Origin of the sequence: Microlunatus phosphovorus NM-1 (genome assembly GCF_000270245.1) — a bacterium.
GTDB lineage: Bacteria > Actinomycetota > Actinomycetes > Propionibacteriales > Propionibacteriaceae > Microlunatus > Microlunatus phosphovorus.
The window spans coordinates 912,160-937,096 of record NC_015635.1; the positions used below are offsets into that span (position 1 = coordinate 912,160).

The window sequence follows — 24,937 nt, forward strand, 5'->3', positions numbered from 1 at the left end:
TCGGCCGGCAGGCCCGCCCGCGGTCCTCCCCGCCGGCCGTGCCGGGCGCTCGGGACGGTCTGGGCGCTCGGCACGTACGGGTCGAGTCGGCTGGCTGACGGCAGCCAGCGACTCCTGCCCGTTGGCGATGTCATGTCCGCTGACGGCGGTCACGCGAGTACTCCTTCGATCGAGTCGATCTCGGCTTCCAGGTCGGCGGCCAGCTCGCTGAGCGAGATCGGCAGGCCACGCACCCGGGAGTAGCTGTGCACATCGACCAGGTACTTGGCGCGCAGCATCGTCGCGAGCTGGCCCAGGTTCATCTCCGGGACGATCACGCGGTCATAGCGACGAAGCACCTCACCGAGGTTGGCGGGGAACGGATTGAGGTGGCGCAGATGCGCCTGGGCGATCCGCCGGCCGGTCTTGCGGACCCGGCGGACGGCCGCGGTGATCGGGCCGTAGGTCGATCCCCAGCCCAGCACCAGCACGCTCGCGCCGATGCCCTCCGCGGCATCGGGGTCGTCGACGACGACATGGGGGATGTCGCGGGCGATGCCGTCGATCTTGGCCTGCCGGGTACGCACCATCTCGTCGTGGTTGCCGGGATCGTAGGACACTGCGCCGGTGTCCTTGGCCTTCTCGATGCCGCCGATCCGGTGCTGCAGACCGGCCGTGCCGGGCACCGCCCACGGACGGGCCAGGGTCTCGGGATCGCGCAGGTAGGGCAGGAAGATCTCCTTGCCCTGCGCGTCGACCGCGTTGCTGGCGGTGGCGAAGCCCGGGTCGATCGACTCGATCGCCGCCACGTCCGGCACCTGCCACGGCTCGGCACCGTTGGCCACGTAGCCGTCGGAGAGCACGAAGACCGGCGTCCGGTACTTGACTGCGATCCGGATCGCCTCGATCGCGATGTCGAAGCAGTCCGCGGGCGACTGGGCGGCCAGCACCGGGGCCGGCGCCTCGCCGTTGCGGCCGTACATCACCTGCAGCAGATCGGCCTGCTCGGTCTTGGTCGGCATCCCGGTGGACGGCCCGGCCCGCTGGATGTCGCACACCACCAGGGGCAGCTCGGTCATCACGGCCAGGCCGATGGTCTCGGCCTTGAGTGCAACACCCGGGCCGGAGGTGACGGTGGCGCCGAGGTGACCGGCAAAGCTCGCACCCAGCGCGGCACCGACACCGGCGATCTCGTCCTCGGCCTGGAACGTGGTGACACCGAACCGCTTGTGCTTGCTCAGCTCGTGCAGCACGTCGGATGCCGGGGTGATCGGATAGGCGCCGAGGAACAGCGGCAGATCCGCCTTGCGGGCGCCGGTGATCAACCCGTACGCGAGTGCCAGGTTGCCCGAGATCTGCCGATAGGTGCCGGGCGGCATCGGGGCCGGCGGCACCTCATAGGTGACCGCGAACACCTCGGTGGTCTCGCCGAAGGCGTACCCGGTCTTGAACGCGGTGATGTTGGCGTCGCGGATCTGCGGCTTGCTGGCGAACTTGCTGGTCAGGAATTTGATGGTGCCCTCGGTGGGGCGGCCGTACAGCCAGGACAGCAGACCGAGCGCGAACATGTTCTTCGCCCGGCTGGCGTCCTTGCGGGTCAGACCGAACTCCTTGACCGCTTCGACGGTCATCCCGGTGAGGTCGAGCGCGTGCAACTGGTAGTCGGCCAGCGAGCCGTCCTCCAGCGGGTTGGCGTCGTAGCCGACCTTGGCCAGATTGCGCTTGGTGAAGTCGGCCGTGTCGGCGATCAACAGGCCGCCGCGGGGCAGGTCTGCGATGTTGGCCTTGAGCGCGGCCGGGTTCATGGCGACGAGCACGTCCGGGCGGTCGCCCGGGGTCATGATGTCGAAGTTCGCGAAGTGCAGCTGGAAGCTCGAGACGCCCGGGATGGTGCCCTGCGGCGCGCGGATCTCGGCGGGGAAGTTCGGCAGCGTGGAGATGTCGTTGCCGAAGGTCGCCGAGTCGGCGGTGAAGCGGTCACCGGTCAGCTGCATCCCGTCGCCGGAGTCGCCGGCGAAGCGGATGACCACCCGGTCGAGCGTGTGGACCTGTCGCACTGCTGTGGAGCCTTCTTCCGTCTGGCCTGCCCTCGCCGGGCCGGTTTGGGCGCGGCCCTACGCGCGTGTGGTGCGCAGGACCTGTGGGTGCGGCCCAATCCTCATGGGAGCGCGCCGCGGAGACGCGTCAGCGCCTCAGTCATGATAAGGGCGTCCTCACCGCGGATTATTCCCTTCTCAGCCGGGTGATTTTGGGTCTTCGAGTTGGCGTAGGGCTGGTGGGAGCACTTATGGATAGTTTCGTCACCGACATCGGAGACGAAGCTATCCATAACTCGCGGATCAGCTCTCGGTAGCGGGTCCACCGTGCTCGATCGGGCGCCGCAGCGCGCCGGTGCCCCCTTGCTGCCAGGGGAGCGGGCCCGCCAAGGGTCGGTATTCGACGCCGAGGGCGGTCAGCCGGTCCAGATGAGGACCCAATCGGGTCAGGAACTCCTCGTACGATCGCCCGTCCGGTGCCGACCAGGCCACCTCTGCGTGCGCGCAGGCCCGCGGGTAGAGCATGTAGTCGGTCCGCCGGGTGTCGGCGATGTATTCCCGCCATAGCTGGCACTGGGTGCCCAGCACGCGGGGTTGGAACTCATCCGGCACACCGGCCAGCGGCTCGAACGCGTACGCCTTCTCCAGCGTGGTCAGCCCGCCGATCGCGTACGCCTCGTTCGGGTCGTCGCTGGCGTAGAAGTCGAAGTAGGTGTGGCTGAGCGGAGCCATCACGACATCCATCCCCGCTTCGGCGGCCTTCACCCCGTATGCAGCGTCGCGCCAGGCCATCGCCACCGCGCCCGGCAGTGGGCCCTCGTCGTTGATCTCGTCCCAGCCGACCAGCCGCCGGCCGCGGTCGGCGAGCCAGTCGCGCAGCTGCTCGGTGAGCCAGCGCTGCAGGTATTCGGGGCCGGCCAGCCCTCGCTGCGCCGCCAGCTCATCCGCGGCTGGGGAGACGACCCATTCGTCACGCGGACACTCGTCGCCGCCGACGTGGATGTAGGGGCTGTCGAAGATGTCCAGCAGTTCCTCGTACAGGTCGAAGATGACCCGCATCGCCTCATCGGACAGATTGAGCACCTCGGGAAACACGCCGAAGGTGGTGGCCGGCTGATAGCCGGTCTCGGGATGGTTGCCCAGCTCGGGATAGGCGGCCAGCAGGGCCAGCACATGGCCCGGGAACTCGAGCTCCGGCATCACGGTGACGCCGCGATCCTTGGCGTAGCGCACCAGGGCGCGGAGCTGGTCGAGGGTATAGAAGCCGCCGTGCGGGGTGCCATCGGCGAAGTCCTGCAGATGCCGCTGAGTCTCGCTCCGCCAGCTGGCTCGCTCCTGCAACCGCGGGTAGCGGTTCGAGGCGAACCGCCAGCCCTGGTCGTCGGTCAGATGCAGGTGGAACACGTTGTATTTGTGCAGCGCCGCGAGATCGACATAGCGGAACAGGTCGGCCAGCGGCATGAAGTGCCGGCAGACATCCAGGTGCACGCCCCGCCAACCGAACCGTGGTTCGTCGATGATCCGCACGCATGCGAGAGTCAACGGGTCGCCGGACGGGGCCGGTCGCAGCACTGACGGGGGCAGCAACTGACGCAAGGTCTGGGTGGCCCAGTTCAGTCCCTGGGGCGTTGCCGCGGTCAGCTCGATGCCATCCTCAGTGACCTCGACGATGTATGCCTCCTCGGCCAGCGAGTCGTCCTTGGTCAACCGGAGTGCGCCGTCGGCGGACTCGGGCAACTCCAGCCCGGTGCCGGGGGAGAGGAGCCGTCGTACCACTGCAGCCCAACCCGGCTGGTCGGTGGCGATCGCCAACCCCGCGGGCAGCACGAACGTTCCTGAGCGCGGCTCGGTGCTGACCGGGCGCGGGACCACGGAGCGCGGCACCACCGAGCCCGGAACCACGGAGCGCGGGGTGGCGGAGCGTGCGGACGGCATCGTCGGGGTGGTCACCAGGCCACCCTATTCACCACTTCGCACCATTTGCTGCGACTGCGCACCAGGTACACGGGCTGCGCAGTGACAGCAGTTGGTGCGAAGTGGATCAGGAGGCCAAGGAGGCGTACGACTGCGGATCGGCGAGCAGGTCGGCGAAGATCAGTTCCGCCGCACCGATGGTGAGCAGGTCGGTGCCCAGCTCGGCCGCTACGACCTCGATGTCACCACTCAGCGCCGCGAACCCGGTGCTCCGGACGAGCTCTTGGAGCCTGCCGTCGGAGGCATCGGCCAGGGTGGCGAGGAAGCCGCCGAGCACGACCGCCTCCGGGTCCAGCGCCGTGACGACGTCCGACAATCCCTGGGCCAGCCAGCCGACCTGCCGGTCTAGCTCGGCCCTGACCTCGGTCGACCGTTTCCGGGTCAGGCCCTCGGCGAGGGCTTCGGTCAGTGCCTGCGGCAGTTGCTCGGCTGTCACATCATCCAGTCCCACCGCGGCCAGCAGCCGATCCCGGCGTACCTCGGTCTCCAGGCAGCCGATCCGACCGCAATGACACGGCAGCCCGCCGGGATGTACGACCCGATGTCCGAACTCACCGGCGTACCCGTGCCGCCCGAGCACCGGGCGACCAGCGGCGACGATGCCGCCGCCGATCCCGCTGGCGCTGCCGTTCAGGTAGACGAACTCCGGGCGGCCTCGCCCGGCGCCGAACAGCCCTTCGGCGACCAGCGCGGTGCGGGCGTCGTTGGCCACGACACAGCGATAGCCGGTCGCCTCGGTGAGCCGCGCCGCGAACGGCTCGTCACGCCAGCGCAGGTGGGGAGCCAGCGTCACCGTACCGGTGGCTCGCTCGACCAAGCCGGGCACGGCCACCCCGATGCCGAGCACGGAGAACCGGCTGTCCAGTTCCGAGCGCATCCCGGCCACCAACGCTTCGACCAGGTTGACCGCCTCGTCGGCGGTCAACGATCCGCTGGTCGGGTAGCGCACCCGCTTGTGCACCACGCCACCCAAGCCGACCAGGCCGAGCGTGACGGCGTCGATGTCGGGGTTCACGGTCAGTGCGACCACCGATGATTCCGCGATGACCAGGGGACTGGGCCGACCGACGCTACGGGCGCTTTCCGCGATCCCCTCCGACACCAGCCCGGCACCGACCAGCTCGGCGACCAGACCGGCGATGGTGGACCGATTGAGTCCGGTCTGCCGGGTGAGGGCTGCGCGGGACGACGGCCCATCGCGGTGCACTGACGTCAGCAAGCGGCTGAGGTTGCCTCGGCGGGTCGAGGCGACGCCGGCGTTCGACTCCTGATCTCCCACCGTTCGCTCACCGGTCCTTCGAGGCTATTTGTTGCTGGGCCTGACATTCAGCCAATGGGCTGACTGTAGCGCAGATCGGCCCTTGACGGACGGCACACCCGGCAATATGTTGTTCTTCTCAACATTTAACTCTGGCTTCTGGAGGCCCGCATGACCGTCACGCCCACCCCCGCCGACAAGTTCTCCTTCGGTCTGTGGACCATCGGTTGGGTCGGTCAGGACCAGTTCGGCAGCGCCAGCCGCGAGCCCCTCGACGTGGTCGAGGCGGTCGAGAAACTCGCCGAGATTGGTGCGTACGGTCTGACCTTCCACGACAACGACCTGTTTCCGTTCGAGGCGACGGACGTGGAACGCAGCCGTCAGATCGGCAGGCTGACCAAGGCGCTGGCCGACACCGGCGTGACCGTGCCGATGATCACCACCAACCTGTTCAGCCACCCGGTGTTCAAGGACGGCGGGGTCACCTCCAATGATCGGGCCGTCCGCCGGTTCGCGCTCCGCAAACTGCTCCGCAACATCGACCTGGCTGCCGAGCTCGGTGCGGAGACCTTCGTCATGTGGGGCGGCCGGGAGGGGGCGGAGTTCGACGCGGCCAAGGACGTGCAGGCGGCGCTGGCCCGCTACCGCGAGGGCGCGAACCTGCTGGCGCAGTATGTGACGGATCAGGGCTACCACCTGCGGTTTGCGATCGAGCCGAAGCCGAACGAGCCTCGCGGCGACATCCTGCTGCCGACCGTCGGCCACGCCATCGCCTGGATCGGAACCCTCGACCAGCCGAACCTGTTCGGCGTCAACCCCGAGGTCGGCCACGAGCAGATGGCCGGGCTCAACTTCACCCACGGCATCGCCCAGGCGCTCGACGCCGGCAAGCTGTTCCACATCGATCTGAACGGGCAGCGCAGCATCAAATTCGACCAGGACCTGGTCTTCGGCCACGGCGATCTGCAGAACGCGTTCTCCCTGGTTGATCTGTTGGAGAACGGCGGGCCCGGCGGTGGGCCTGCGTATACCGGGCCGCGGCACTTCGACTACAAGCCGAGCCGGACCGAGGACTACAACGGAGTTTGGGAGTCCGCGCGGGCCAACATGCGGATGTATCTGATCCTCAAGGACCGGGCTGCCGCCTTCCGCGCCGATCCGGAGGTCCAGGAGGCGCTGGCGGCGGCCAAGGTGGCCGAGTTGTCGGAGCCGACCCTGAACCCCGGTGAGACCTACACCGACCTGTTGGCGGATGCTAGTGCGTACGAGGACTTCGACGCGGCGTCCTACTACAACGGCAAGGGGTTCGGTTTCGTGAAGATTCAGCAGCTGATGCTCGAGCACCTGATGGGCGCCCGCGGGTGACCTCTCGCCGGCTCGTCGCGGGGGTGGACACCTCCACCCAGTCGGTCAAAGTGGTCGTCTGCGACCTCGAGTCCGGAGCGGTGGTCCGCTCCGGAAGGGCGGATCATCCGGTCGGTACGGAGGTGTCCGCCGCAGCCTGGCTGACCGCCTATCGCGAGGCGACCGCCGACCCGGCGCTGCTGGCCGGTGTGGAGGCGATCAGCGTCGGCGGCCAACAGCACGGCATGGTCACCCTCGACGCCGAAGGCGAGCTGGTGCGCGATGCGCTGCTGTGGAACGACAACCGGTCCGCGGCCGATGCGCTGGAACTGATCGACGACCTCGGCGGTCCGGACCGCTGGGCCGACGCGGTGGGCTCGGTGCCGGTCGCCTCGTTCACCGTCGCCAAGCTCCGGTGGCTGGCCAGGCACGAGCCGGAGAACGCAGCCCGGGTCGACCGGGTGATCTTGCCGCACGACTACCTCACCTGGGAGATCGGCAGCCGGTCCTTCGACCCGGTGACCGATCGCGGGGACGCGTCCGGGACCGGCTACTTCGATGCGGCGAGCAATACCTATCGGGACGATCTGGTCGTACTGGCCTTCGACCGTACGGTCGCGTTGCCCCGCGTGGCTCCGCCTGCCGAGATCGTGGGCCATACCTCCGAGGGGATCGCGATCGGGCCCGGCACCGGTGACAACGCGGCTTCCGCGCTGGGCATGGTGGTGCCCGATCGGACGGCACTCATCTCGCTCGGCACCTCCGGGGTGGCGTGCCTGCCCAGCCCGGTGCAGACCCATGACGCGAGCGGTGTGATCGCCGGGTTCGCCGATGCCACAGGTCAGTTCCTGCCGCTGGTCTGCACCCTGAATGGTGCTCGCAATCTGGTGGCCATGTCGAAGGCGCTCAAGGTGCCGCTGGCGGAGTTCAGCGAATTGGCGATGTCTGCGCCGCCGGGCAGCGAGGGTCTGGTGTTCCTGCCTTACCTGGAGGGGGAGCGGACGCCGCCGCTGCCCGACGCGACCGGTGAACTGCGTGGGATGACGCTGACCAACCTGACGGCCGCCAACCTGGCGCGCGCCACCATCGAGGGGGTGCTGTGGAGCCTCGCGTACGGGGTGCAGAGCTTGCGCGAGCAGGCGTCCCCGGTGGAGCAGATCATGTTGACCGGGGGAGCCGCACAGTCGGCGGCGGTTCGCTCGATCGCGGCGGACGTGTTCGGGGTCCCGGTGCTGACCACCGATCCGTACGAGAGTGTGGCTGTCGGTGCCGCGCGGCAAGCAGGGTGGGCGCTGACTGGCGCGTTGCCGGAGTGGTCCTCGCCGGTTTCGGGTCGGTACGAAGTGCAGGCGCGAGCGAGGGGTGCGGTGACGGCCGAGGAACTCGATGCCCGCTATCGGACGGTGTTGGCGGAGGTGCAGGGTCGCTGCTGACCAGTGGCCCGATTGGTTCGGTGTCAGGAATCACGTCTCTGCGATGCTGCAATGACCCCAAGCCGAGAGACAATTGAGAACATCATGAGTATTCCTGTTCCTCCGCTTGACTGGCCCCACTACGGCATCGGGTTCATCCCGGCCGTGAAGCGCGCCTTCCAGAAGTACGCCAAGTTCGACGGCCGCGCCAGCCGCGGCGAGTACTGGTGGTGGGTGCTCGCCAACGCGATCGTGGTGTTCGTGTTCTATGGGATTTCTCTCGCCATCCTCGCGGCCTCGCCTGCCACCGCGCGCGGCGAGTTCCCGCCCGCGGCGACCTTCCCGCTCGTGCTGCTCGGCCTGTGGGCCTTGGGCACGATTGTGCCGAACATCGCCATCACCATCCGTCGACTCCACGACGCCGGCTACTCCGGCTGGTTCTACCTCTTCAACATCGTGGGACTCGGCATCGTGACGGTGATCTTGTGCGCCATGCCGACCTCGCCGAACGCCGCGCAGTATGGCCCGCCGGCACCGGAGGGCTACTACCCGCCGCAGCCGGGCGTGCTGCCGTCCGATCCGTACGGCCAGCAGCCCAACTATGGGCAGCAGCAGGGCTATGGCCAGCCGCCGCAGCAGGGCTATGGCCAGCAGCCGCCTGCGCCGCCTCAGGCCTGATCCATCCGAAGTCCGCAGCGCCCGCACACTCATGGTGTGCGGGCGCTTTGCACATCCGGACGCTTCCTCGATGGGTAGATCGTCCGGGTGCGTGCTTGTCGGGAATCTCGGTGTGAAGGCGGGCTGAGCGCTGTCGGTCAGGCGCTGGCGCGTGACTCGAGGTCCAACAGGGCACGTTTGGCCGGCAGACCGCCGAGGTAGCCACTCAAGCTTCCGTCGCTGCGCAGCACCCGATGGCACGGCACGACGATCGGCAGCGGATTGGTCGCGCAGGCCGTGCCGACCGCGCGGACCGCGGCCGGCCGGCCTGCCCGGGCCGCCAACTCCCCATACGAGACGGTCGTCCCGTAGGCGATGCCCGGCAGCAGCAACTGCACGGCCCGCCGGAATCTGCCGGTGGTGGTCAGATCCAGGGGCAGCTCGAAGCTGCGACGGATGCCGGCGAAGTACTCGTCGAGCTCGCGGGCAGGCTCGTCCAGTCGGCCGGGGGCGCGCAGGATCCGTGGACTGACGGTGGATGCGAGCGCTGTCAGCACCTGGTCGTGACCCTCACTGGCGAAGGCGACCCTGGTCAGGCCGCGGTCGCTGGTGACCAGCAACAGGGAGCCGAGGGGTGAGTCGACCGTGCGATAGGCGAGATCGAGAAGGCCGGCATCGGCGGCCTTGGCGGTCAGGGCCTCGTGCAGCCGGCTCATGGTGGCCGAGTCGACCTCGGGCAGCCTGCTCAGCGGGTTGTCCAGGGGCAGCGGGTTGTCGAGGGGCACGTCCAGCGGCGTTTCGTTCAGCGAGATCTGGTCGGGTGACATCATCGTGGTCCTCCTGAGGTTGGGTTCGCCAACCGTTTCCGCAGCGTACGCAAGCCGTCTGATGCTGCCCGGCGGGCAGCGTCAGGGGTGCCACCGACTTCAGCGGCGACCTGCGCATACGGAAGGTCGGCGAGGTAGTGGAGTGTGACCGCGAGCCGTTGCTTGTCAGGCAGCGACCGCACCGCATCGACCAGGTCCTCGTCCGGGCCTGCTCCCGGCCGGCCGAGTGTCGACTCAGCTGGCTGAAGGCCGGCCGAGTGAGGGCCAGTCTCGATGTCGGCGGTGGGTGTGGCTCGACGTTGGCGGGCGCGTACCGCGTCGATCGCCTTGCGATAGGCGATGGTGGCCAGCCAGGCACCGTGGTCGGCGTCGGTGGGCAGGTTCGGGTAGGCGCGTAGCCCGGCCAGAAAGGTCTCCGACCAGGCGTCGTCTGCATCGGCCGGGCCAAGGATGGCCCGGCAGACCCGCCAAACCCGGATCCCGTGGTCCCGGACCAGCTCTTCGTACGGTGGCTTTTCGTACGTCGGTTTCGCAGTCATCACTTGAGAAGACGCGCGGGAGGTCTGGAATGTGAGGTCATCATCGGACTCGGTCGTTGTCGAATCGCGCGGTTATCGGACCCAGCTGTCATCTGACCAGGGTCTGGACCTCGCCGACAGGCAGTGGTGCGCTCGCGGCGACAGGGACGGTGATAACACCACTGGTGTTGTTGACCGTCCAGGTCACGGCCCAGTAGCTGATCGCGGTGACGGTGTAGTTGCCTTTGGGGAGGCTGGGTTTCTCGTATCGGTAGCCGCAGGTCGGCGACGCGGTTCCTGGCTTGACGCTGTTCTTGTACGGCGTACCGGCTCCGGTGCAGGTGACAGTGCCGCCGTCGCCCATCCGAAACACGGTCTTGGCGAGGCGGGCGTCGAGGGACACGCTCAGGCCGCCGACGCTGTCGCTGACCGGTCCGACGTGGGTGGATCCATCCGCCCAGATCCAGAGCGGGTAGCCGACTGCGGCCATCTTCCACTTGTTGAGGTTGGGATCCGGTCCGACCTTCGGTGGTGTGAGGGGGAGCCGGAGGCGAGCGACGGCGATGGCTCCAGCCTGGCTTGGAGACAGCGTGGGTGCGGCGGTGTCCGACTGTAGGTCGGTCCAGGCTGCGAGCTCGGGGAGCGCGTTTCGATCGGGCGCGGTGCAGGTGTTGGACGACGTCGCCAGGCAGCGCTCGTAGCTTTCGAACTGTTGGTTGTAGCGGCGGATCTGGGCTACCTGCTTGAGCCAGACCTCCTTGGCCGATGGGCCCACCCGAGACGACGTCGTGGTGGTTGAGCTGCTGGAGGTGTCTGGTTTCTGGGCTCTCACCTCGCAGACACCACCTGGGCAGGCATCCGGCTCAGAAATGACAGGATCGCCGGGAGCAGCGGACGTCGGCACGATAGTCGAGATTGTCAGCACGATCGCACCTGCCAGGGCGAGACCGACTCGACGCCAGATCGCCATCATTTTCCGCATGCCTCATGAGTGAAGCTCTCGACAGCCTCCGAGTCGATGGTGGCGATCTTCCACTGCCCCTTGGTCTTCTTGGCTGTCAATGAGTGGACATAGCGTCGTTCGCGATCCGTAAGTACTTCCTTGCCGCGCCGATCGAGGTACCTCACCTTGGATGTGTCCTCACACGCGGCGAGGTCTAGTTCGTTGGGACTCCAACCGCCCCTGATGACAACGATCTGGGGGATCGGCCGATCAGAATGCCACCTATTGGCTTTGAATGTCTGCAGCACATACATCAGAGCACGTCGATAGTCGCCGCTGGTGGTCGCTAAGAGAGCGGGTGTGGGCTCGCGAGCCCCTCCTGACATTAGGAGTCGGTCGAATTCTGACGTCGCGGCCAAGTAGGCGCCCTTCGCCGCTTCAAAGTCCAACCGTTGCTGCCGCTCCTGCGCGTTCTCGGTAGGTGTCGGGCTGGGCGTGGGTGAAGGTGGCGCGGACATCACCGGGCTCGGCGAGGTGCTCTGCGCCGGCCCGGACTCGGGCGTACAGCCACCTGCCAGCAAGGCAGCCAAGACGACCAGCCCACAGGCCACGACCCGCAGACGTTTGACCACAGCCGCACCTCCTTCCTTGGCGCCGGACCCTATACAACAGCGGGCTCAGACGCGAACCGGACGTCTCGCTTGCTGGAGAGCCCTACGGTCACCGCATCGCGAGATTCCCCAATGCTTCCGCAGGACTGTTGTCCGATCTGTCTCCCGAACGCGAGTAGTTGTTGTCCGTTCGGATCAGGTGTTGTCCGCGACTGACCGATCACGCACCGAGAAGGAGCAGGCCACATCGAGAAGGAGCAATCACACCTCAAACTTGCGAATTGGGATGTAACTACGCCTTCTCGGTGGTGTGATGGCGGTGTCTGCCGACATCGGTGACGACCGACTCGAGTTAGACGAGCGTGAGGGTCGCAAACGCTGCCGCCCCTGTTACGGGTTACGACGGGGCGGCAGCGACGTATGCAGGACTCGGTCAGCTGTCCGACTTCAGATCCTCGGCCGCATCCTGGACGGCGCTCAGCGCATCGTCCTTGGCCGACTCTGCAGACTGGGCTGCATCACCGGTGGCGTCGGCCGCGCTCTTCGCTGCATCGTCCACGGCGGAGGCCGCTGAATCGGCTGCATCGCCCGCGGCATCAGCTACCGAATCGGCTGCATCGCTCACGGAGTCGGTGGCATCCGAGGCTGCGTCACTGACCACATCCGCGGCGTTGGACGCCGTGTCCGTGGCTGACGCGGCTGCACTCGAGGCGGCATCGGCCACAGTCTCGGCTGCCGAATCCTGGCCGCCGCTGACCTTGTCCTTCAGTCCGTCGAATGCTTCGGTCGCCTTGTCCTTGACCGCGCTGAAGGCTCGCGAGGCGTCCTCAGCATCGACATCTCCGTCGCCATCGGTGTCCAGCTTCTGCTTGGCGCTGTCGAGCGCATCGCCGGCCTTGTCCTTGGCGGCCTCGAACGCTTCCTCCGCTTTGCCGCCGAGTTCTCCGGCCTTCTGCTTGGCCTGCTCGAATGCCTCACCGGCCTTCTCGCCAAGTTCTTCCGCCTTGTGCTTGATGTCGTCGACCAAACCCATACCGATCGCCTCTCCGCTTCGGCTGCCACGTACGTCGGGACAGCTCTTCGCGCCATGCTAACCGTGGCTCTGATCAGTGGCCATGGTTCGATCCGGTTGCCTCCGCGTCGGGGGACAGCTCAGCGATAGTTGACGAACTGGACCGCAAAGTCGTAGTCCTGTGCCTTGATCAGGGCCTGAACCCGCTGCAAATCGTCGCGACTCTTGGAGCTGACCCGGAGTTCATCGCCCTGGATCAGTGCCTTGACGCCCTTGGGACCCTCGTCGCGGATCAGCTTGGTGACCTTCTTGGCGTTCTCCTGGGTGATCCCCTCGGAGGTTGTGGCGGTGATCTTGTAGAGCTTGCCGGAGGAACGCGGCTCACCAGCGTCGAGCGACTTCAGGCTGACGCCGCGGCGTACCAGCTTGGACTCGAAGACGTCGAGGACGGCCTTCACCCGTTCCTCGGAGTTGGCTTCCAGTTCGATGGCTTCGCCCGACCAGCGGATGCTCGCGTCGGTGTTCTTGAAGTCGAACCGCTGCCGGACCTCCTTGGCGGCCTGGTTGAGGGCGTTGTCGACCTCCTGTCGATCCACCTTGCTGACGATGTCGAACGAGCTATCCGACGCCATGGGGCGACTCCTGTTCTGTGTCGGTTCGGGCTGCGAGCCGTACGGTAGCGCGCCGCACGGTATCGATTGGGCGGCGCCGCCGAGAGTTGCTATTGTTTGCGGTCGTTGCCGACGCTCCGCGAGGAGTCGAGGTGACATGGCAGGTTGCCCGAGTGGCCAAAGGGAGCAGACTGTAAATCTGCCGGCATCGCCTACGTTGGTTCGAACCCAACACCTGCCACCAGCAAGGCAAGGCATGTCTTCACCGGCGAGGTGTCGCCTATGACTGATTCGCCAGAGGGACATTCTCGTTCTACGCCACACCCACTCGAACCATGACCGAACGGAGATTCTCAGGTCGAGGTGCCGACGCGGTCCTCCGGAGGGGTCATCCCTGCGGGACGCAGCCAGAAGCCAGCCAGCCTTTCGCTGAGTCAGATCACTCGATGATCGCGGGTGGTATTTGGCGGCCGCCCCCTACCCACATGAGCCAAGCACTAACCCCGGTATGCAGCACCCAGGCACACCAAGGCAACCGAGGTGCTGATTCACAGCACGCCCGCGTCAATGGCCTCAACTCAGTCGTCGGGAGGGAACACGAGCTTGGCCCCAGTTGCGGCATCCTGTACCACCTCCGCTTTGAGGCCAGCCATCGTAGCCTCGGGGAAGCATTCGTCGCTGTTGGCGACCACCTCGCCGTTGGCCATCTTCAACCGCCAACGGAATTGCCCAGCCCCGTCTTTGTAGATCTCGAACTGCCCTGCCATTTCTCACTCCTTCATCGGTCGTATTAAACCAGCTGCATCGTAACGCCAGAGTTCAACCGGAACATACGGCGGGGGTGGGGGGAATGACGTGAGACCGAAGGGATGACGACGACAACGTGCGGAGGAGACGCGGAAAGCAGCATGCACCACGGAAGGCCATTCAGATAGGTCGAGCCGGCGATCGCCTGCGAGGAGTACACACTCGCGGCGCAGTCGACGGTTGTGCGCGCGCTGGATCATTGATGCAATCCGCTGAAGGCATCACTTGAACTGATGGGTCTGGCCGTTATCTGCTATTCGCCAGGGAGGCTCGATTGGGGTTTGCTGGTGCGTGGGAGGTCAAGATGTCGAACCAGGAGATCGAGGTCGTGGTCGTCGGCGGCGGACAAGCCGGGCTGGCGATGAGCGAGCATCTGAGTGAGGGAGGCGTGCCCCACGTCGTCTTGGAGCGGGAGCGGATCGCCGAGCGGTGGCGTACCGGTCGGTGGGACTCGCTCGTGGCCAACGGACCGGCCTGGCACGACCGCTTCCCGAGCCTGGAGTTCGCAGTCGATCCCGACGCCTTCGCCACCAAGGACGAGGTTGCGGACTACTTCGTCACGTACGCGGAGAAGATCGACGCCCCGATCCGCACGGGCGTCGAAGTGACCTCGGTCCGGCGGAACGAGGGACGGCCCGGTTTCCGCGTCGAGACCTCCGATGGTGTCTACGACGCGCGGTACGTGGTCGCCGCCACCGGTCCGTTCCAGCGGCCGGTCATCCCGACGGTTCTCCCCGAGAGCGCCGGGATCCACCAGATCCACTCCAGCTCCTATCGCAACCCCCAGGGACTACCCGAAGGCGCGGTGCTGGTGGTGGGGGCCGGATCCTCGGGAGTGCAGATCGCCGACGAGCTCCGCCGCTCGGGCCGGCAGGTCTACCTTGCCGTCGGCCCGCACGACCGCCCGCCGCGAAGCTACCGGGACCGGGACTTCTGCTGGTGGCTGGGCGTGCTGGGCAAGTGGGACATGGCGGCGCCGCCGGCGGGTGCGGAACATGTGACGATCGCCGTCAGCGGCGCGCACGGAGGTCACACGGTCAACTTCCGCTCCCTGGCAGCCAACGGCATCACTCTGCTGGGTCGGGCGGCCGCCCACCACGACGGCACCATGCACTTCTCCGCCGACCTGCGCACGAACATCGCCAACGGCGATGCCAACTACCTGGGTCTGCTCGACGAGGCCGACGCGTACGTGGCTCGCAACGGACTGGACCTGCCGGAGGAGCCCGAGGCCCGTGTCCTGGGCCCCGACCCGGAGTGCCTCACCAATCCCATTCTCGAGCTCGACCTCGCCGAGGCCGGCGTCAGCTCCGTCATCTGGGCGACCGGCTTCGCACTCGACTACGGGTGGCTCCAGGTCGATGCCTTCGACGAGGCGGGCCGGCCCAAGCACCAGCGCGGCGTGTCCGCGGAGCCCGGTGTCTACTTCCTCGGCCTGCCCTGGCAGTCGCGACGCGGCTCGAGCTTCATCTGGGGCGTCTGGCACGACGCCAAATACCTCGCTGATCAGGTCAAGATCCAGCGGGGCTACCTCGCCTACGATCACCAGGCCGCAGCTGCGGCGGCAGGAGCTGCCTGATGCCCACGCATGTCCGCATCCGTCCCTTCAACACCAAGGACACCTATCCCGAGCAGAATCTCGACAACGATCTCTGCCAGGCGGTCGTGGCCAACGGCGTGGTCTACCTGCGCGGTCAGATCGGCCAGGACCTCGACACCAGGGAATCGGTCGGCATCGGTGACGTCGAGGTGCAGGCGGAGAAGGCGATGGCCAACATCGCGATGCTGCTCGAGGAGGCGGGGTCCTCGGTCGCCGACATCGTCAAGGTCGTCGTCTACCTCGTCGACCCACGCTACCGCGAGACCGTCTACCGGGTGATGGGCCGCTGGCTGCAGGGGGTCTATCCGGTGTCGACCGGTCTGGTGGTCAGCGCCTTGGCCAGGCCCGAGTGGTTGGTCGAGATTGACGCCACCGCGGTCATCAGTACGTCCTCCGGCGCGGGCAACTCCGGTGTGGTCAACTCTGGCGCGGTCAGCGAGCGCCGGTCCAACGAGGAAGGGACGATCCAGTGACGTTCTCCATTGTGGCCCGCGATGCCGGAGGAGCCTTCGGCGCGGTGATCTGCTCGTCGTCGCCGGCCGTTGCCGCACGCTGCGTGCACCTGGCCGACGGCGTCGGCGGGGTCAACTCGCAGAACATCACCGACCCCCGACTTGGTCCCGTCCTGTTGGAGCGACTCCGCCGTGGCGATCCGGCGCCGGACGCGCTGCGGGCTCTGACCGAGGAGACCGAGAACATCGCGTTCCGCCAGCTTCTGGTCGTCGACGCGGCCGGCCGGGCTGCCGCGTACTCCGGTGAGCATGCCCTCGGCGTCTTCGGCCACGCGATCGGCGACGGGGTCGTGGCCGGCGGCAATCTCCTCGCCTCCGCCGCGATCCCGCAGCTCATGGTCGATCGGTTCGAGGACTCCGAGGGCGATCTCGAGCTCCGGCTGCTGGCCGCCGCTCAGGCTGCCATGCAGGCTGGCGGTGAGGCCGGACCGGTGCACTCCGCCGGGCTGTCGGTGGTGCGTGACGCGGGTTGGCGAGTCACCGATCTACGGGTCGACTGGACCGACGGTGACCCGATCGCCGAACTCGCGGGTCTGCTCGAGGTCTGGCTGCCGCAGCGAGACGACTACGTCAATCGCGGGCTCAATCCGTCGGCGGCGCCCACCTACGGCGTACCCGGCGATGAGTGAGCGAGCCGACGCCTTGAAGGCGGTCGCCGACGCGATCGTCACCGCAGCCTCTCCGGGCCTGATCGGGCTGTCCGAGACGCTGCACAGCCACCCCGAGACGGCGTGGCAGGAGCATCGCGCCGCCGGCTGGATCGGCGACGCGCTGAGCGCCGGCGGCTTCGCGGTCACCCCGGGCTATCTCGGCTTTCCGACGGCGTTCCTCGCCGAGGCGGGCAGCGGGCCGACCACGATCGGCATCATGGCCGAGTACGACGCCCTGCCGGGCCTCGGGCATGCGTGCGGACACAACCTGATCGCCGCCAGCGCCGTCGGTGCCGGTCTCGCGCTCGCCCGGCTGGCCGACGACCTCGGCATCACGGTGCGGGTCTACGGCACCCCCGCCGAGGAGGGTGGCGGCGGCAAGATCGAGCTGCTCGAAGCCGGCGCGTTCACCGACCTCGACCTGGCGATGATGGTCCACCCGGCCGCGGTTGACGTCGCCGAGGCCCGACCGTTCGCGGTCACCCACAACCACATCGCCTACGACGGGGTCTCAGCGCACGCCGCTGCCTACCCCGACCAAGGTGTCAACGCCAACGACGCCTTCCTGGTCGCGCAGCTGGCCATCGCCCTGCTCCGCCAGCAACTGCCCGCCGACACCCGGGTGCACGGCATCCAGACCGTCGCCGGATCCGCCCCGAACGCCATCCCCGAACACACCGAGGGCCGCTGGTACGTCCGGGCGAACACCCTCGATCAGCTCGCCGAACTGGAGGACCGGGTCCGGCGCTGCTTCGAAGCCGGAGCCCTGGCGACCGGGGCCAGGCTCACCATCACCCCGGAGAGCAAGCCGTACGCCGAGTTCCGCACCGACGCCGCGGCGCTGGCCGCCTACCGCGCCAACGCCGTCACTCGCGGACGGGTGTTCGCCGACCCGGCCGTCGCCGGACGGATGAACCGGGCCTCGACCGACATGGGCAACGTGTCGCAGGTCGTGCCGGCCATCCATCCCTACATCGGGGTCGACTCGCTGCCGCATACCAACCACCAGCCCGGGTTCGCCGCTGCCTGTATCGGTCCCGCCGCCGAACGTGCCCTGCTGGACGCCGCGGTGCTGATGGCCTGGACCACGATCGACGTCATCACCTCCGACGGCACCAAGGGCCGTCGCTGACGTCCGCGGAGCCTCAGGTCCAGGACGTTTGCAGCAGCAGCCGGGCCCGGGCGGCGATCGCCCGAGCTCGCGCTGTCGGCCGTGCCATGGACAGCCGTGCCGTGACGACCCGAAGCGGTGGCAGATCGTTGGCGATCGGTCGGGGTTCGACCTTGCCGCCGCCGTAGGTGATGTCGTGCTGCGGCCGCTGGTTCAAGATGGAGTAGCCGTGCCCTCGAGCGACCAGTCCGCGTACGGTCTCGTAGTTGACCGAGCGATAGCGGATGGTCGGCTCGACGCCCGCCGAGGCGAGCAGCCGGTGGAAATACTCCGTGCTGTGCGGCAGGTCGAGCAGCACCATCGGTTCGGACGCGAGGTCCTCGAGATGGATGCGGCTATGACTGGCCAGCCGATGGCCGGCCGGCAGGATGACGTGCGGCTCGACCTCCGCGACGAGCTGACGCTCGATGTCCGGCCCGAGCCCCAGGTCGTAGCCGAGGGCCAGCTCGGCCCGGCCGGTGCGCAGGGCGGCGCCGAGTCCCTCGGCCTCGGCTTCGATGACCTCGACCTCCAGTCCGGGATAGTGCTCCGCCAGATCAGCCAGCAGTTCGGGCAGCACGAACGGGGCCAGGGTGGTGAAGCAGGCGAAGCGGATGTGGCCCCGCACCTGGTCGCTGCGGCCCCGGGCGCTGCCGAGCACCTCGTCCAGATGTGCCAGCAGTGCCTGGGACTCCCGGACGAACTCCTCGCCGGCCGAGGTGAGGATGAGACCGCGGCCCGGTTGCCTGATGAACAGCTGGGTGCCCACTTGCCGTTCCAGCTCCGCGATCGACGCGGACACCGCGGACTGGGCGACGTGCAGCTCAGCCGCCGCCTGGGTCATCGACCCATTGCCGGCCGCGGTCACGAAGTAGCGCAACTGGGTCAAGGTCACGTCTGGTCGCCGACTCATCTGCCGACCTCCTGTCCGAGGACGGTCGGGGGCTGCCCAGCCATCGGTCGAATTGATGGGCTGAGAGTCTATCGACTGCTCAGGCGATAGACGTGCAGCGTTGGTCCTGCCGGGCCACGGAGCAGAGGAGGGCCGACGGCGGTGGTGGGGGGTGAGGTGATCGTCGACCTGCGGCCGGGGCAGCAGGGGTGGCGTGAGTTCATGCGTACGATCGTGCGCACAGTGCGTACGCATGTACACTCGCGGTGTGGCACGTTGTTTCGCGAACCGGTCGCACTGATGGTCCGCCGGTTCGATCCGGAACGACGCGACCGGATCATCGATGCCGCGATCGACTGCATCGCCGAGGAGGGCGTGGCCGGGACCTCGCATCGCAAGGTCGCCCTTCGCGCCGACGTGCCGCTGGGATCGATGACCTATCACTTCGCCAGCATGGATGAGTTGCTGATCGAGGCATTCACGAGATTCACGGCGACCATCGCCGCAGCGTTCGAGCAGCGGATGGACGATCTCCCCGACCCGGACGCCGCGCTGGACGCGATCGTCGACTTGATCCACGTGGACCTGCAGCGCTCCAACCGGGAACAGGTCTTGACCTATGAGCTGTACACACTCGCCGCTCGCCACGCCCGGTTCCGTGTCATCACCGATCAGTGGATGCGCGCCAGTCGAGCCGCGCTCGGCCGTCACTTTCCTCCCGATACCGCGCGGATTCTGGACGCCTATGTCGAAGGCGCCGCCATGCACATCGCGCTGGACACCGACCCGCAGGACCGGGCGCTCACTCGCGCCGCGCTCGACAGCCTGACCTCGGTGATCGCGGCGCAGCCCCGATCGAAGTGATCGCCAGGCCGCGCCGCGATCATGATCCGCAGCTGCGACCGGCCCAGTGTCGCCGGCTCGGTGCCTACCTGGGGATCGGCGACTCGGTCCGCGAGTTCATCGAGCGCGTCCGATCGGTCGCCTCCGACGGGCCAGCGCACTTGGTCGTCGATGGTGGGGGGCAGGATCTGACGATCCGTCTCGGTCAGATCGCAGCCACGGACTCCCGACTCGTGTTCCACACCGTCGAACAGTCCGGGCTATGGCTCAATCTGGTCGAGGTCTGGTGTCGGCTCGGCGGCTACAGCTGCGTGAGCCCACAGATCCGCGCGCTGGCGGGCAGCAATCGGTCCTGGGTCTGGTTCAACCCGGCCGTGGCCTCAGAGCGCGCGTCTCTCGATACGGTGCCGCCCGACGACGATCGGGGCCCCGGGGGCTCTCCGGTTATCGGCGATGGGTGGTGAACCAGTCGGCGGCGTACTCCACGAGTGGACGCGTCGGCAGCAGCTGGGCCTTTGCCTCGCCGACCCGGCCGGTCCGTACGAGACCGGTGTCGGCGGCGAAGGCCTCGGCCACCTCTTCGAAGTCGTGGTCGTGGACGTCGAGTTCCTCCCAGGTGACCCAGGTCCGGCGGCCGTCGACGAGCATGGCGACGCCGTTCGGGACGGTTCGCTTGCCCGGATAGGACGCGCGATGCTCGGCGAGGTGCAGCACGGTCGCCTTGGCGGCGGTCACTCCGAGGAGCAGCACCGAGGCGTCGAGGTCGACGAGCGCGCCGAGCGGCGATTCCTCGCCCGCGGGTGAGTCGATCCGGTGGCGGGCCGTGATGCGCTCCGCCCGGGGACCGACTGCGGTGATCGACCGGTGCGGGTGGGAGCTGCGGTGAGCACCGGGCGTGGTGCGGAAGAGCTCAGCAACCGCACCCATGGTCTGGCTCGGGGTCGTGGCCGGGCTGTAGAGGGGCAGATGGTCGCGGATGGCCGGCCACCATTCGGCCGGGGCCTCCTGCAGGAATGCAGGATCGCACAGCTGCCAGGACTGGGTCGGCATGACGAGGGTGCCGTGTGGCCCAACCACGCCGCGCAGCGCCTCCAGCACAGCCTGTGCGCCGCCGATGACCCAGCCGAGCGATCGCAATGAGGTGTGGACCATGAGGGTCGACCCCTCGTGCACTCCCAGAGCACGCAGCTCCGCGACGAGTTGCTCGGTGTTGACCGGCACCGCGGACGCGGTCTCGCGCACTACTACCATGTGGTGGCCTCTTTCGTGATTCGACGAATGCCCTCGATCATCTGGGCCGTGGTCACCGGGTCGCGATCGAGGGTGCGATGGACGGCAAGGCCCTCGAGGAGGGCGTCGAGCAGCCGTGCGGTCAGTGGGTCGAAATGTTTCTCGAGCACACCCCTGGTCCGGTCCATCCATCGCTCGGTGATGTCCCGGAAGGACGCGTCTCGCGCAGCGAGCGTGTAGAGCTCGTAGGTGACGACCTGCTCGTCGGAGCCGCTTGCCGGGGTGTCGTCCACGATGGTGCCGGCGACGATCTCCAGTGCGTCGGCAGGGGTCTGGGCTTGGGCCATCCGCGTGGAGAACCGTTCTACGCCTCGGTCGGCGAAACGACCGAAGGCCTCGCGGAGCAGTTCGTCCATGCCGGAGAAGTGGTAGGTCATCGATCCGAGCGGCACGCCGGCGGCGGCAGCGACCTTGCGGTGTGACGTGCCGGCCACGCCATTGGCGGCGATCACGTCGAGGGTTACGTCGATGATCCGGTCCCGCCGGCCAGGGTCGGCCTGGCCTCGCGCCCGCTCATGCTCTGCCATGCGGGTCAGATTTCCCGGATGACGCGGGCAGGATTGCCGACCGCGACCACGTTCGCCGGGACGTCCTTGGTCACGACAGAGCCTGCGCCGATCACGCTGTTGTCGCCGATCGTGATGCCCGGGCAGACGATGACCCCGCCGCCGAGCCAGACATTGTTCCCGATGGTGATCGGCTGGGCAGCCTCGAGCTTGTCCCGGCGCGGCTGCGGCTCGACGGGATGGGTCGGGGTTAGCAACTGCACGTTCGGGCCGATCATGCAGTCCTCGCCGATCGTGATCGAGACGACGTCCAGAGCGACCAGGTTGTAGTTGATGAAGCTGCGCGCGCCGAGGTGGATGTTCTCCCCGTAGTCGACATACAGCGGCGGCTTGATGAAGGCGCCCTCGCCCAGGGTTCCCAGCAACTCCGCCAGCAGTGGCCGGGCCGCGGCCTCGTCGGCGATGGCCGCCCGGTGGTAAGCATCGGCGAGTTGCACGGCCCGTTGCGCGATCCTGGCGCTGTCGGGGTCGGTGCCGCCGATGTAGAGATCGCCCGCGAGCATCCGCTCTCGATGGGTACGTTCGTCGCCCGCAAAGTAGGCAGTCACGCGTACGATCGTACCAGAGTGCTGTACGGTCGTACGCGTGATTCGAACCGGTGTCAGACGATCGGGCCGGCGATACGACACTCGAGAGGACCAAGCTCATGCCTGACGAGGCACCCACCGGCACCGAGAAGGCGCTGCTCGGGCTGCTCTCGCGGCCGGAGATCGACGCCTGGGTCGCGCGGGTGTTCCAGGAACTGACGGGTACGACGCCCGTGCGCACCCTGTTTCGAGCCGGACGTATCGACGCCGTCTACGGGGTGGAGTCCGATGATGGCCGACGGCTCGTGCTGAAGGTCCGCCGTCCGCCGGTGGATCTCGTCGCCCGACGGACCGTCGCCGACGCGCAGCAGGCCCTCGCCGGCCTTGTCCGCCGGCGGCTATCGGACCGACACGACTCCCGCACCGGAGGACGTCGCCGCCTTTCTCGATGACTTCGAGGAGGCCGGGTCCGTCCCTTCAGTGCGCAGGAGAGCCACGTTGCTTTCGCCGCTGCCGCGTGGATGATCGCGTTCAATGCCCGCTGCGACCTGGACAACCGCAGTCGCGGCATCGTCGATGGCACGGCGCTCGCCGCGCTCGAGCGTCACGGCGACGCCTACTTTCTGTGATCTCGGTCAAACCGCCGCTTGGAGATGTACGAGCGTACGTCATAGATGTACGCTCGTACGCGTGCTGATCTCGCGATGCTCGCCGATGGCGGCTGTCGCACTTCGCCGTAGGAGCCCACCAGTGAACCTCGACCAACAGCGTGCCCGGATCCTCGCCGGCGCGATCTACAACGACCTCACCGAGGAACTCGTCCAGGCCCGCGAACGTGCCGTCATGGCCACCAACCGATACAACGCCAGTTTCGGTCAGCCGCCTGAGGTTCGCGAGGCGCTGCTCCGCGACCTGCTCCAACACGCCGGGACGGGTGCGTTCTTCGAGCCCACGTTCAGATGCGAGTTCGGGTACAACATCTGGGTCGGAGAAGGCTTCTACGCCAACTTCGACTGCGTGATGCTCGACGGCGGTGGCATCACCATCGGCGACCATGTCCTGTTCGGACCGCGCGTGGGCATCTACACCACCAACCACGCCCTCGACCCCGCCGAGCGCGCCGCCGGCGCCTGCATCGCCAAGCCCGTCGTCATCGGGAACAGTGTCTGGATCGGCGCCGGCGTGACTGTCAACCCGGGCGTCACCGTCGGCGACGGGACTGTGATCGGCTCCGGCAGCGTCGTCACCAGCGACATCCCCGCCCGCACCGTCGCCGCCGGCGTACCCGCCCGGGTGATCCGTCCGATCACGGACGCCGACCGCACCGGATATCTCCAGACCCTGTGACCATCCACACCCCACAGACAGGAACACCCATGACACTGAACCCGGAAGTGAACACCGGACCCAAAAGCGCGTACCGACGCCGTGGTTCCAAGACGCCCTGACCGCGGCCCCAAGGCTCGGCCGCCCGCGACCGGTACATCTTCCGTGACGGCACGGGCGAAAACGGCGAACTGTCGCCCGCGGATTGGACCTCGATCTTCGGCGATCCGGCCTGGAGCCGGGTCGCCGACGGGCAGTGGTACCTGCACAGCTTCGCCCCCGAGCAACCCGACCTCAACTGGCACAACCGTGAGGTACGCGACGACTTCTTGACCACTCTACGGTTCTGGTCCGACCGCGGCGTCGACGGCTTCCGCGTCGATGTCGCCCATGGTCTCGCAAGGACCTCCCGGACCACCCGCCGACTCAGGCCGAGCTCGTGGAACTCCCCAAGGACGGGTTCCACCCGATGTGGGGCCGGGACAACGTCCATGACATCTACGCCGAGTGGCGCAGTGTGCTCGACGAGTACGACCCGCCCCGCATCGCCGTCGCCGAAGCCTGGGTCGCCACCGCCGAACGCCGCGCGAAGTACGCCGCACCCTCCGGACTCGGACAGGCGTTCAACTTCGATCTCACCAAGGCCGACTTCAACGCCACACAGTTCCGGCTACTCATCGCCGACAACCTCACCGAAGCTGCCGCCACCGGCTCCTCGACCAACTGGGTGCTGTCCGACCACGCCGCCGTCCTGCACGCCACCCGGTAGCACTACCGGCCCACCCGGGTAACGCCCGCCACGACAGCGACGAGCGGATCGGCGGAGCCTGGCTGCTCGCTGGCGGCGACCTCGCCCAGATCGACACCGACTGTGGCCGGCGCCGTGCCGAGGCCGCGACTCTGCTGCTGCTCGACCTGACAGGCTCCAACTATCTCTACCAGGCGAGTAACTCGGGCTGCGCGAAGTCGGACAGATCCCCGACGAGGCCCACCAGGACCCCTCCTTCTTCCGCAATCCCAGCGTCGAGATCGGCCGCGACGGCTGCCGCGTCCCGCTGCCCTGGAGCACCGCCGGCACCTCCCTCGGCTCGGGGACGCGCTGCCGCATCTGCCGCAACCCGACTGGTACGCAGCCCAGTCCGTCGAGGCTCAGGACCACGTCCCGGCCTCCGTGCTCGCGCTCTATCGGCGCGCGATCGCTTTGCGCCGCGAACTGCAGACCGAGGAACGACTCGACTGGCTCGACACCGAATCCGAGGACGTGCTGCATCTTCGTCGTCCGAATGGCTGGAGGCCATCACCAACTTCGATCCCGGGCCCCTTGCGATGCCCGAAGGCCAGGTCCTGCTGACCTGGTCATCTGTGACGAGCTCGGCTTCGCCCTGTTGGCCGGCACCGCCACCACCTGCTGCTCCGGGTCATGGCCGCCTACGAACGCCGCAGCCTCGGCATCGGCCCCCACTGGCCCTTCGAAGTCTGCAACACGATCACCGAAGCCATCACCTCCGGTGGCATCGACGGCCACCAATCAGGCCGCAACGAACTTCTCTGGCCCACACCACAAACCTGACGCACACCCCCACGGGCCCACT

At 67.6% G+C, this 24,937-nt stretch carries 27 protein-coding genes, 1 tRNA gene and 1 pseudogene; 15 read left to right on the forward strand and 14 right to left on the reverse strand.

All coding sequences use genetic code 11. From position 1 onward, the window contains the following. Window positions 1-149 precede the first annotated feature (149 nt). The 3 genes from MLP_RS04005 to MLP_RS04015 all read right to left on the reverse strand — a co-directional run bounded on the left by MLP_RS04005 (window position 150) and on the right by MLP_RS04015 (window position 5,208). Window positions 150-2,036 (reverse strand): 2-oxoacid:acceptor oxidoreductase subunit alpha, encoded by a 1,887-nt coding sequence (locus tag MLP_RS04005; protein WP_013861726.1) that lies wholly within the window; start codon window positions 2,034-2,036, stop codon window positions 150-152. A 282-nt stretch (window positions 2,037-2,318) separates the two neighbouring features. Further along, window positions 2,319-3,965, reverse strand: coding sequence for a beta-N-acetylhexosaminidase (locus tag MLP_RS04010; RefSeq protein ID WP_013861728.1), 1,647 nt, complete (start codon window positions 3,963-3,965; stop codon window positions 2,319-2,321). Window positions 3,966-4,056: 91 nt separating this feature from the next. Further along, on the reverse strand, window positions 4,057-5,208 hold the full coding sequence (locus MLP_RS04015) for an ROK family protein (RefSeq protein ID WP_197536498.1): 1,152 nt from the start codon (window positions 5,206-5,208) through the stop codon (window positions 4,057-4,059). Window positions 5,209-5,418: 210 nt separating this feature from the next. On the opposite strand from MLP_RS04015, the gene xylA reads away from it, so the two are divergent. The 3 genes from xylA (at window position 5,419) to MLP_RS04030 (ending at window position 8,681) form a co-directional block, all read left to right on the forward strand. Then, a complete protein-coding gene (xylA, locus tag MLP_RS04020) occupies window positions 5,419-6,612 on the forward strand; it encodes a xylose isomerase (protein ID WP_013861730.1) in 1,194 nt (397 codons plus the stop codon). Continuing rightward, entirely contained in the window at window positions 6,609-8,024 is a 1,416-nt protein-coding gene (xylB, locus tag MLP_RS04025; protein WP_013861731.1) for a xylulokinase, read from the forward strand. Before xylA ends, xylB begins: the two co-directional genes overlap by 4 nt. Window positions 8,025-8,108: 84 nt before the next feature. Continuing rightward, complete coding sequence (locus MLP_RS04030) at window positions 8,109-8,681, forward strand: DUF805 domain-containing protein (protein WP_013861732.1); 573 nt, start codon at window positions 8,109-8,111, stop codon at window positions 8,679-8,681. Between the two features lie 137 nt (window positions 8,682-8,818). Here the strand turns inward: MLP_RS04030 and MLP_RS04035 are convergent, their stop codons facing one another. The 6 genes from MLP_RS04035 to MLP_RS04060 form a co-directional block, all read right to left on the reverse strand. Then, window positions 8,819-9,490, reverse strand: a complete 672-nt coding sequence (locus tag MLP_RS04035; RefSeq protein ID WP_013861733.1) for a methylated-DNA--[protein]-cysteine S-methyltransferase — start codon at window positions 9,488-9,490, stop codon at window positions 8,819-8,821. Beyond that, window positions 9,487-10,026: an RNA polymerase sigma factor gene (locus tag MLP_RS04040; RefSeq protein ID WP_041791165.1), complete on the reverse strand. Its 540-nt coding sequence runs from the start codon at window positions 10,024-10,026 to the stop codon at window positions 9,487-9,489. The genes MLP_RS04035 and MLP_RS04040 overlap by 4 nt, the downstream gene beginning before the upstream one ends. 88 nt (window positions 10,027-10,114) lie before the next feature. Further along, on the reverse strand, window positions 10,115-10,780 hold the full coding sequence (locus MLP_RS26025; RefSeq protein WP_156821019.1) for a hypothetical protein: 666 nt from the start codon (window positions 10,778-10,780) through the stop codon (window positions 10,115-10,117). A gap of 194 nt (window positions 10,781-10,974) precedes the next feature. Then, complete coding sequence (locus tag MLP_RS04050; protein WP_013861736.1) at window positions 10,975-11,580, reverse strand: hypothetical protein; 606 nt, start codon at window positions 11,578-11,580, stop codon at window positions 10,975-10,977. A gap of 412 nt (window positions 11,581-11,992) precedes the next feature. Then, the gene (locus MLP_RS26995; protein ID WP_013861737.1) at window positions 11,993-12,592 is read right to left on the reverse strand and encodes a hypothetical protein; all 600 of its coding nucleotides are present in this window, start codon (window positions 12,590-12,592) and stop codon (window positions 11,993-11,995) included. 119 nt (window positions 12,593-12,711) lie between these two features. Next, window positions 12,712-13,203 (reverse strand): YajQ family cyclic di-GMP-binding protein, encoded by a 492-nt coding sequence (locus MLP_RS04060; RefSeq protein WP_013861738.1) that lies wholly within the window; start codon window positions 13,201-13,203, stop codon window positions 12,712-12,714. A gap of 138 nt (window positions 13,204-13,341) precedes the next feature. Between MLP_RS04060 and MLP_RS04065 the strand changes: the two genes are divergently transcribed. Next, a tRNA-Tyr gene (locus tag MLP_RS04065) sits at window positions 13,342-13,426 on the forward strand. A 334-nt stretch (window positions 13,427-13,760) separates the two neighbouring features. Here MLP_RS04065 and MLP_RS04070 read toward each other — a convergent pair. Continuing rightward, window positions 13,761-13,949 carry a YegP family protein gene (locus MLP_RS04070; protein WP_013861739.1) on the reverse strand — a complete coding sequence of 63 codons (189 nt, stop codon included), beginning with the start codon at window positions 13,947-13,949 and terminating at the stop codon, window positions 13,761-13,763. 344 nt (window positions 13,950-14,293) lie between these two features. On the opposite strand from MLP_RS04070, the gene MLP_RS04075 reads away from it, so the two are divergent. Genes MLP_RS04075 through MLP_RS04090 form a run of 4 tightly spaced genes read left to right on the forward strand, consistent with a single transcriptional unit; the run spans window position 14,294 to window position 17,883 of the window. Continuing rightward, entirely contained in the window at window positions 14,294-15,568 is a 1,275-nt protein-coding gene (locus MLP_RS04075; protein WP_013861740.1) for a flavin-containing monooxygenase, read from the forward strand. After that, window positions 15,568-16,062 carry a RidA family protein gene (locus MLP_RS04080; RefSeq protein WP_013861741.1) on the forward strand — a complete coding sequence of 165 codons (495 nt, stop codon included), beginning with the start codon at window positions 15,568-15,570 and terminating at the stop codon, window positions 16,060-16,062. The genes MLP_RS04075 and MLP_RS04080 overlap by 1 nt, the downstream gene beginning before the upstream one ends. After that, complete coding sequence (locus tag MLP_RS04085; protein WP_013861742.1) at window positions 16,059-16,730, forward strand: DUF1028 domain-containing protein; 672 nt, start codon at window positions 16,059-16,061, stop codon at window positions 16,728-16,730. The genes MLP_RS04080 and MLP_RS04085 overlap by 4 nt, the downstream gene beginning before the upstream one ends. Continuing rightward, window positions 16,723-17,883, forward strand: a complete 1,161-nt coding sequence (locus MLP_RS04090) for a M20 family metallopeptidase (protein WP_013861743.1) — start codon at window positions 16,723-16,725, stop codon at window positions 17,881-17,883. The genes MLP_RS04085 and MLP_RS04090 overlap by 8 nt, the downstream gene beginning before the upstream one ends. 13 nt (window positions 17,884-17,896) lie before the next feature. On the opposite strand, the gene MLP_RS04095 is transcribed toward MLP_RS04090, so the two are convergent. Beyond that, complete coding sequence (locus MLP_RS04095; RefSeq protein WP_013861744.1) at window positions 17,897-18,814, reverse strand: LysR family transcriptional regulator; 918 nt, start codon at window positions 18,812-18,814, stop codon at window positions 17,897-17,899. Window positions 18,815-18,955: 141 nt separating this feature from the next. On the opposite strand from MLP_RS04095, the gene MLP_RS04100 reads away from it, so the two are divergent. Further along, a complete protein-coding gene (locus MLP_RS04100) occupies window positions 18,956-19,657 on the forward strand; it encodes a TetR/AcrR family transcriptional regulator (RefSeq protein WP_013861745.1) in 702 nt (233 codons plus the stop codon). Next, complete coding sequence (locus tag MLP_RS04105; RefSeq protein WP_013861746.1) at window positions 19,654-20,100, forward strand: hypothetical protein; 447 nt, start codon at window positions 19,654-19,656, stop codon at window positions 20,098-20,100. The genes MLP_RS04100 and MLP_RS04105 overlap by 4 nt, the downstream gene beginning before the upstream one ends. On the opposite strand, the gene MLP_RS04110 is transcribed toward MLP_RS04105, so the two are convergent. The 3 genes from MLP_RS04110 to MLP_RS04120 are packed head-to-tail and all read right to left on the reverse strand — an operon-like array spanning window position 20,081 to window position 22,040. After that, window positions 20,081-20,887 carry an aminoglycoside N(3)-acetyltransferase gene (locus MLP_RS04110; RefSeq protein WP_041789703.1) on the reverse strand — a complete coding sequence of 269 codons (807 nt, stop codon included), beginning with the start codon at window positions 20,885-20,887 and terminating at the stop codon, window positions 20,081-20,083. The two genes, MLP_RS04105 and MLP_RS04110, sit on opposite strands and share 20 nt — an antisense overlap. After that, complete coding sequence (locus MLP_RS04115; RefSeq protein ID WP_013861748.1) at window positions 20,881-21,453, reverse strand: TetR/AcrR family transcriptional regulator; 573 nt, start codon at window positions 21,451-21,453, stop codon at window positions 20,881-20,883. Before MLP_RS04115 ends, MLP_RS04110 begins: the two co-directional genes overlap by 7 nt. Before the next feature lie 5 nt (window positions 21,454-21,458). Next, window positions 21,459-22,040 carry a sugar O-acetyltransferase gene (locus MLP_RS04120; RefSeq protein ID WP_041789705.1) on the reverse strand — a complete coding sequence of 194 codons (582 nt, stop codon included), beginning with the start codon at window positions 22,038-22,040 and terminating at the stop codon, window positions 21,459-21,461. A gap of 98 nt (window positions 22,041-22,138) precedes the next feature. Here MLP_RS04120 and MLP_RS04125 point away from each other — a divergent pair, with 98 nt between their 5' ends. The 5 genes and pseudogenes from MLP_RS04125 (at window position 22,139) to MLP_RS28485 (ending at window position 24,915) form a co-directional block, all read left to right on the forward strand. After that, on the forward strand, window positions 22,139-22,471 hold the full coding sequence (locus tag MLP_RS04125; RefSeq protein WP_049804448.1) for a hypothetical protein: 333 nt from the start codon (window positions 22,139-22,141) through the stop codon (window positions 22,469-22,471). A 298-nt stretch (window positions 22,472-22,769) separates the two neighbouring features. Then, on the forward strand, window positions 22,770-23,366 hold the full coding sequence (locus tag MLP_RS04130) for a sugar O-acetyltransferase (RefSeq protein WP_013861751.1): 597 nt from the start codon (window positions 22,770-22,772) through the stop codon (window positions 23,364-23,366). 170 nt (window positions 23,367-23,536) lie between these two features. Continuing rightward, window positions 23,537-23,698: pseudogene (locus MLP_RS29635) on the forward strand (alpha-amylase family glycosyl hydrolase); the annotation flags it as partial. An 86-nt stretch (window positions 23,699-23,784) separates the two neighbouring features. Then, on the forward strand, window positions 23,785-24,114 hold the full coding sequence (locus tag MLP_RS28840) for an alpha-amylase family protein (RefSeq protein WP_049804449.1): 330 nt from the start codon (window positions 23,785-23,787) through the stop codon (window positions 24,112-24,114). Between the two features lie 651 nt (window positions 24,115-24,765). Next, a complete protein-coding gene (locus MLP_RS28485) occupies window positions 24,766-24,915 on the forward strand; it encodes a hypothetical protein (RefSeq protein ID WP_197536499.1) in 150 nt (49 codons plus the stop codon). The last annotated feature ends 22 nt before the right edge of the window (window positions 24,916-24,937 follow it).

Excerpts from the sequence above, each read along its gene's own strand:
- xylA (WP_013861730.1), top strand. The coding sequence starts at position 5,419 with ATGACCGTCACGCCCACCCCCGCCGACAAGTTCTCCTTCGGTCTGTGG.
- MLP_RS04030 (WP_013861732.1), top strand. The coding sequence starts at position 8,109 with ATGAGTATTCCTGTTCCTCCGCTTGACTGGCCCCACTACGGCATCGGG.
- MLP_RS04035 (WP_013861733.1), bottom strand. The coding sequence starts at position 9,490 with ATGATGTCACCCGACCAGATCTCGCTGAACGAAACGCCGCTGGACGTG.
- MLP_RS04040 (WP_041791165.1), bottom strand. The coding sequence starts at position 10,026 with ATGACTGCGAAACCGACGTACGAAAAGCCACCGTACGAAGAGCTGGTC.
- MLP_RS26995 (WP_013861737.1), bottom strand. The coding sequence starts at position 12,592 with ATGGGTTTGGTCGACGACATCAAGCACAAGGCGGAAGAACTTGGCGAG.
- MLP_RS04060 (WP_013861738.1), bottom strand. The coding sequence starts at position 13,203 with ATGGCGTCGGATAGCTCGTTCGACATCGTCAGCAAGGTGGATCGACAG.
- MLP_RS04070 (WP_013861739.1), bottom strand. The coding sequence starts at position 13,949 with ATGGCAGGGCAGTTCGAGATCTACAAAGACGGGGCTGGGCAATTCCGT.
- MLP_RS04075 (WP_013861740.1), top strand. The coding sequence starts at position 14,294 with ATGTCGAACCAGGAGATCGAGGTCGTGGTCGTCGGCGGCGGACAAGCC.
- MLP_RS04080 (WP_013861741.1), top strand. The coding sequence starts at position 15,568 with ATGCCCACGCATGTCCGCATCCGTCCCTTCAACACCAAGGACACCTAT.
- MLP_RS04090 (WP_013861743.1), top strand. The coding sequence starts at position 16,723 with ATGAGTGAGCGAGCCGACGCCTTGAAGGCGGTCGCCGACGCGATCGTC.
- MLP_RS04095 (WP_013861744.1), bottom strand. The coding sequence starts at position 18,814 with ATGAGTCGGCGACCAGACGTGACCTTGACCCAGTTGCGCTACTTCGTG.
- MLP_RS04110 (WP_041789703.1), bottom strand. The coding sequence starts at position 20,887 with ATGGTAGTAGTGCGCGAGACCGCGTCCGCGGTGCCGGTCAACACCGAG.
- MLP_RS04115 (WP_013861748.1), bottom strand. The coding sequence starts at position 21,453 with ATGGCAGAGCATGAGCGGGCGCGAGGCCAGGCCGACCCTGGCCGGCGG.
- MLP_RS04125 (WP_049804448.1), top strand. The coding sequence starts at position 22,139 with ATGCCTGACGAGGCACCCACCGGCACCGAGAAGGCGCTGCTCGGGCTG.
- MLP_RS28485 (WP_197536499.1), top strand. The coding sequence starts at position 24,766 with ATGGCCGCCTACGAACGCCGCAGCCTCGGCATCGGCCCCCACTGGCCC.